This window comes from Chitinimonas sp. (genome assembly GCF_036568685.1).
GTDB lineage: Bacteria > Pseudomonadota > Gammaproteobacteria > Burkholderiales > Chitinimonadaceae > Chitinimonas.
This window is the reverse complement of sequence record NZ_DATCSC010000001.1, coordinates 25,946-32,315: the sequence shown is the minus strand read 5'-3', so window position 1 is coordinate 32,315 and position 6,370 is coordinate 25,946. Positions and strand designations below refer to the sequence as shown.

At 64.8% G+C, this 6,370-nt stretch carries 5 protein-coding genes; all 5 read right to left on the bottom strand.

Annotated elements, in window-relative coordinates:
- The coding region (gene groL, locus VIM95_RS00165; protein ID WP_331981257.1) for a chaperonin GroEL at positions 1-1,584 on the bottom strand (1,584 nt) is incomplete at its 3' end.
- Positions 1,585-1,632: 48 nt separating this feature from the next.
- Positions 1,633-1,923, bottom strand: a complete 291-nt coding sequence (groES, locus tag VIM95_RS00160) for a co-chaperone GroES (protein ID WP_331981254.1) — start codon at positions 1,921-1,923, stop codon at positions 1,633-1,635.
- 282 nt (positions 1,924-2,205) lie between these two features.
- The gene (locus VIM95_RS00155) at positions 2,206-3,510 is read right to left on the bottom strand and encodes a lysine N(6)-hydroxylase/L-ornithine N(5)-oxygenase family protein (protein WP_331981251.1); all 1,305 of its coding nucleotides are present in this window, start codon (positions 3,508-3,510) and stop codon (positions 2,206-2,208) included.
- Positions 3,511-3,550: 40 nt separating this feature from the next.
- The gene (locus VIM95_RS00150) at positions 3,551-5,326 is read right to left on the bottom strand and encodes an IucA/IucC family protein (protein ID WP_331981248.1); all 1,776 of its coding nucleotides are present in this window, start codon (positions 5,324-5,326) and stop codon (positions 3,551-3,553) included.
- Positions 5,327-5,331: 5 nt separating this feature from the next.
- The gene (locus tag VIM95_RS00145; protein ID WP_331981245.1) at positions 5,332-6,363 is read right to left on the bottom strand and encodes a GNAT family N-acetyltransferase; all 1,032 of its coding nucleotides are present in this window, start codon (positions 6,361-6,363) and stop codon (positions 5,332-5,334) included.
- Positions 6,364-6,370: the final 7 nt, after the last annotated feature.

Here is a 6,370-nt window from a genome sequence, read left to right as displayed (position 1 = left end):
GTCTTCCTTCGGCAGTTCGGCGATCATGGCGTCGGTGGTCAGCAAGAGGCCGGCCACGCTGGCGGCGTATTGCAGGGCCGAGCGGGTCACCTTGGCCGGGTCCAGCACGCCTTGCTCAACCATGTCACCGTATTCACCGGTGGCAGCGTTGTAGCCGAAGTTGCCGGTACCTTCCAGCACCTTGTTGATCACCACGCTCGGCTCGTCGCCGGCGTTGGCAACGATCTGGCGCAGCGGGGCTTCGATCGCCTTCAGGACGATCTTCACGCCTTGCTCCTGGTCGTTGTTGCTGACCTCGACCTTGCCCAGGTTGGCGCGGGCGCGCAGCAGGGCCACGCCACCACCGGCCACGATGCCTTCTTCCACAGCAGCGCGGGTTGCGTGCAGGGCGTCTTCAACGCGGGCCTTCTTTTCCTTCATTTCGACTTCGGTGGCAGCGCCAACCTTGATCACAGCAACGCCGCCGGCCAGCTTGGCCTTGCGCTCTTGCAGCTTCTCGCGGTCGTAGTCGCTGGTGGCTTCTTCGATCTGCTTGTTGATCTGGCCAACGCGGGCCTGGATCAGCTCAGCCTTGCCGATGCCGTCGATGATGGTGGTGTTTTCCTTGCCGATCTCGACGCGCTTGGCTTGGCCCAGGTCGGCCAGGGTGGCCTTTTCCAGGGTCAGGCCGACTTCTTCGGCGATCACGGTGCCGCCGGTCAGGATGGCGATGTCTTCCAGCATGGCCTTGCGACGGTCGCCAAAGCCCGGGGCCTTGACGGCGACGGTCTTGAGGATGCCGCGGATGTTGTTGACCACCAGGGTAGCCAGGGCTTCGCCTTCAACATCTTCAGCGATGATCAGCAGCGGACGGCCAGCCTTGGCCACTTGCTCCAGTACCGGCAGCAGGTCGCGGATGTTGCTGATCTTCTTGTCGAACAGCAGCACGAAGGGGTTGTCCAGCGAAGCGATCTGTTTCTCGGGATTGTTGATGAAGTAGGGGCTTAGGTAGCCGCGGTCGAACTGCATGCCTTCCACGGTGTCCAGCTGGTTTTCCAGCGAAGAGCCGTCTTCCACGGTGATCACGCCTTCCTTGCCAACCTTGTCCATGGCGTTGGCGATGATCTGGCCGACATCTTCATCGCTGTTGGCGGAGATGGAGCCAACTTGGGCGATTTCCTTGGAGGTGGTGGTCGGCTTGGCGATCTTCTTCAGCTCGGCGACCAGGGCCACGACGGCCTTGTCGATACCGCGCTTGAGGTCGGTCGGGTTGAAGCCGGCGGCAACGTACTTCTGGCCTTCGTTGACGATGGCCTGGGCCAGCACGGTTGCGGTGGTGGTACCGTCACCGGCGATGTCGGAGGTCTTGGAAGCGACTTCCTTGACCAGCTGGGCGCCCATGTTCTCGAACTTGTCCTTCAGTTCGATTTCCTTGGCGACGGAGACACCGTCCTTGGTGATGGTGGGGGCGCCGAAGGAGCGCTCGAGCACCACGTTACGGCCCTTGGGACCCAGGGTGACCTTGACTGCGTCGGCCAGGATGTTGACGCCGGCTACCAGCTTGCTGCGGGCGGAATCACCGAATTTGACTTCTTTGGCTGCCATTTTTTAGCTCTCCAGAATTCGTGGGGTTGGATCAGGACGGGGAGCCGCTCAGGCTTCGACCACGCCCATGATGTCTTCTTCGCGCATCACCAGCAGTTCGTGGCCGTCGACCTTGACGGTCTGGCCGCTGTACTTGCCGAAGATCACTTTGTCACCAGCCTTGACTTGCAGGGCGCGCACGGAACCGTTTTCCAGGATCTTGCCGGTGCCGACGGATACCACTTCGCCCATGTCGGGCTTCTCAGCCGCATTGCCCGGCAGAACGATGCCCGAGGCAGTTTTTTCTTCGGCTTCGACGCGCTTGATCACGACGCGATCGTGCAGGGGACGAATCTTCATGGTTTGCTCCTGTGGGAATTATCAGAATGCCGTAACAGGCAAGTAATCGATGAATCGATCATCGCTGTTAGCACTCTCGGCTAACGAGTGCTAATGATAGGGGCGGTCATTACCCATTTCAAGAGCGGGGTGTTTCAAACATGTGAAGTTTGTGGCCGACGGGGGCTGCCTCCTGCGGCACCCCGCTATGGCGCTTCCCTTGGTGCCCTTGGTCGCGGCAAGGTTCCCTGCCGCCAGGGGGCAGGGAGATTTTCAGCACGCCATATCTTGCGAGTAGCGCGCTCAGGCTGCCATTTCCAAGAGATGTTCGGCTGCCTCTGCGGTGGCCCATTCTATCGGCAGCGGCGCATCGCCGGTGGCGTAGTGCGGTCGGCCCAGGATGGCGTTGGCGATGGTGGCGCCGCGCCAGGCGGCGAGGCTCAATTGCGGGTCGGCGATGCCATGGCTGTAGCGACCGCCATTCTGCACATAGATCTGGTGGCCCTGCGGCCCATCCCAGCCGACCGAGAAGTCGCGCTGCAGCAGAAAGCGCCCGTCCTGGTCCAGATCCAAACGGCCGCGCAGGGGCTCCAGGCAAGTAGGCAGGCGGGTCAGGTAGCCGGTGGCCAGGATCACCACGTCGGCATCGATGCGATCGGTGCGGCCATCAAAGCCATTGTGTGCCGCCAGCGACCAACCCTCGCCATGGCGTTCCATGGCCTGTACCTCGCGGTGCGGCAGGATGCGCAGGCGCAATGCGTCGCCGGCCAGAAAGCCGCGGCTATAGAGCTGCTGATAGAGGTCCTTCAGCGTTTCGGGCGAGATGCCGTCGCTGGCGAGCTTCTGCCGCTCGACGATGGCGGGTTTGCGTGCCATGGGCAGGCGGTGGAAGGCGTCGACATAGGCTGGGGTAAAGAACTCGTTGCTGAAAGGGGTTTCATCGAGTGCCTCCAGGGTTTGCCGGCGCGACAGCCAACTGAGGCTGGCCGGCTCGCCGCGCTTGCCCGAGAGCAGGTCCAGCACCACCTCGGCGCCACTCTGGCCGCCGCCGACCACCGCCACCTTGAGGCCGGCCACGTCCGGCACCTTGGCGAGGTAGCGGTGGGTATGCAGGCAGCGGGCGTGCTCGTGCGGCTTGGCCCAGTCGGGGATACGCGGTGTTGTGCCGGTCGCCACCACCAGATGCCGGGCCCGGCTCGCGCCGCGGTTGGTGGCAAGGCGAAAGCCACCGTCGGTGTAGTCCACCGTTTCCACCTCCTGATCCAGATGCAGATTGGGCAGCTGGCAGGCCACCCAGCGCAGGTAGTCGGCGAACTCACGCCGCTCCACATGGCTGAATTCGGCATTGATAAAGCGATAGAAGCGCCGCTGCGCCACCAGGTAGGCGAGGAAGGAATAGCGGCTGGTGGGGTCGGCGGCGGTGACCAGGTCCTTGAGGAAGGAGGTCTGCAGCTTGGCGCCTTCCAGCATCATGCCGGGGTGCCAGTCAAAGCTCGGGCGCTTGTCGTAGAAGGCGCTGCGCACCTCGGCGAGCGGCGCGAGCAGTGCCGCCACGCTGAGGTTGAAGGGGCCGGCACCGATGCCGGCGACGTCGAGTTCAGTATTCATAAGGGGGTTTCCTCCTGCTGTATCTGTTATGGGCGGTGGCTCAGAGCGTGCCGAGCAAGGGATTGGGCAAGGCCGGGCCCAGCGCGTGGATGGGGCGGCTGGCCGCATCGCCATAGCCGGCGGCAAAGCGGGCACGGTTGAGCGACAGCCGCGGCATGCTGGGGTTGAACAGGTCGAGCTCGGCAAAACGCAAAATCAGCTCAGGGTGTTCGCTTTGGTATTGGCGCAGGCGCCCGGCCAGCAGACGATAGAAGTCCGGCTCGCGATAGAGGCCGGCACGGTCCAGTTCGGTGGCCATAAAGCGGAATACGCTGGCAAAGAGGCCGGTCCAGAGGTTGTGCACCAGGTAGTGCGGCGGCATGGTCGGCAGCGCCTGCCAGACCGCCTCATCCAGACCTTGTGGCTTGGCCCAGTCCGTCTCAGCACGGAACAGGTCGCCCTGGTAGTCCTTGAGCAAAATGCCGGCTGGAGCGCCCTGTTTGAAGCGCAGCATCAGGTTCTGACCGTGGGCGATAAAGCCCAGCCCGTGCTTGGCTTGCAGGTGGTAGAGCGGTACTACGGTCAGGTCGAATAGCCGGCTGAGCCAGCTGGCGGCATCAAGACCAGAGGCTTTGATCATTTCCCCTGCCAGCGGCCGACCCTGATCGTCACACTGCTGTAGTACGGCGGCCATCAGGATCTGCTCGCCGTCTTGGCGATGCCGCTCGGTGCCCTCGCGCCAGACCGCGCCCAGTATTTCGTCGAACTGGTAGGGCACGCCGGGCAGGGCGTGGTAGAGCGGGTGGGCGATATAAGCGGTGGCCGGCTCGGCCAGGGCCTGGGTGTTGCAATCGCGTAGCAGTGCGTCGCCGGTGATCAGCCCGCCCAGCCAGCTTGATAGCGCCGGGGTAATGACCAGATAGCGCTCGGGCAGGCCGCGGTAGGCGGAGGTATTAAGTAGGGTCAGCGTTAGCTTGAGGTTGGGCTCCTTGGGGCGGTCGACATTGCTGAGTGTGCGCAGCGATTGCTGCGGGGTGTAGCGATCACCTCCCTCGCCCAGCCAGATCAGCTTTTGCTCGGCCAAGAGGCCGGCGAACTGCGGCGCGATCATCGCCTGCCACTGCCAGGGGTGGACCGGCAGCAGCCAATAGTCGGCCGGCCGGCTGGTCTCGGTGGCGAGCAGGGTGTGCAGCCGTACCTGCTCGGCCGCGTCGCAACTGGCGGCCAGCAGGCGGTCGGCATCCCAGCCCTCGGCACAGACAGGCTGGGCGAGCTCGCGGTGCACTGCCAGCCAGTGTGGCCGGAAGGCCGGGGCATGTTCCGGGCCGTAGCGCAGATTGTCCTCGGTGCCCCAGCCCACCCGACCCTTGGCGGGCAGGGCCTTGGGGTGGCCATCGAGCAGGCTCTGCAGGCGCTCGGCCGGCAGGACCAGCCAGTCCTGGGCCGTAAGGCCCTTCCGCTCGGCCAGCATGGCCACGTCGGCCTGCAGGGTGTTGAGGGTCTCGCGCAGGTAATTGGCCAGGGTGGCCGGGGGTATTTCCAGCGGTCCCAGCACATCGGCCAGCAGGGCCAGGGCGTCGTGTACAGGCTCCTGGGTGAGCGCGTGGCGCACGCTGTCGGGGGTGATAACCGGCTGGCCCCAGCAGTTCCCATGGCCCTGCCAGTGGTAGCCGCCTAGGGAACTAGAGAGGACAAAGCGGCCGTGGCCGTGTTCGTCAGCGGCCTCCAGCTTTGGGCTGAGCAGGCCTTCGTAGCTCAGCTCGGAGAGGGCCTTCTCCACCATGCGGATATTGGCGCGTCGCCACAGCTCGGCGGGTACGGGCGTGGTCGGGTTCATGGCGCTCATTCCTCACCCCAGGGGCCGTACTGGCCGGCAAAGGCTTCGCGCTCCAGTACCACCATGGCCGAGCGCTTGTGCGGGAAGTCAAATTCCTTGAGCTTGCCGAAGCCCTGGCTCTGCAGGTAGGCGATAAAGCGGCTGTTATCCACGCGCGGCTCACCCACGATGCGCTGGGTTCGCGGGTCGTCCAGGAAGAGATAGTGGCTGAGGGCACGCATCCATACCGTCACCTTGGCCGGGCCGCGATGACGGCTGTTGCCGACCAGCACGTGGCAGCCGCGGTCGAAGTCGGCCACGTCGTAGAAGGGCGCGATGCGGTCTTCCTTGGCCCAGTAGGTCTCGAAGTAGGCAAAGGCCTCGCCGTCGAATTCGCCGATCAAGGGCACCACCTTGGGGTCGTCCAGCTGAGCCTGCAGATAGGTGGCGTGCGATGCCTTGTCGCCAGCCAGCTCCCAGAAGCGGTGTACTCGTTCCTGATTCATCCAGTCGTGGAAGGCATTGAGGTCGCGGTCCAGCTCCGCCACCCGCAGCGTGATGGTGCTGTCGAGCGCCGGCAGGTAGCGGCGGTAGACCACGCCCTGCGGCGTGGGGGCACGGCGAGGATGGCGCTTGCCGCCGCTGACAACATAGTCCAGCGCCATGCCGGCCGAGCTCGGCGTGGTCAGCCACAGGGCAGGCTGCTGCCAGAAGGTGGCGCGCTCACAGCGCAGCAGCCAGGCCTGGCCGTCGGCGCTGACCTCGGTGGCCACGCCGTGGCGTACGGCGGCGGTGGCGAAGTCGCGACTGCAGGCCAGCACCAGTACCACGCGCAAGAGCTGCGGGCGACGGCAGAACAGCTCGGCCAGGAGCGGCAGCAGGGCTTGCGGCTGCGGTTCCAGCGGCAAGGCACCGCTGAGGCGGATCTGTTCGCCGCCACCGGGCTCCAGCGCCAGTTCGGTGAGAATCTCGTTGCCTAGCCACAGCAGGGCGCGGTCGTCGTGCAGTTCGGCGCGGGCAGTACGGCCGTTGTTCAGGGTCAGGGTATAGGCGGTCATGGCGCTG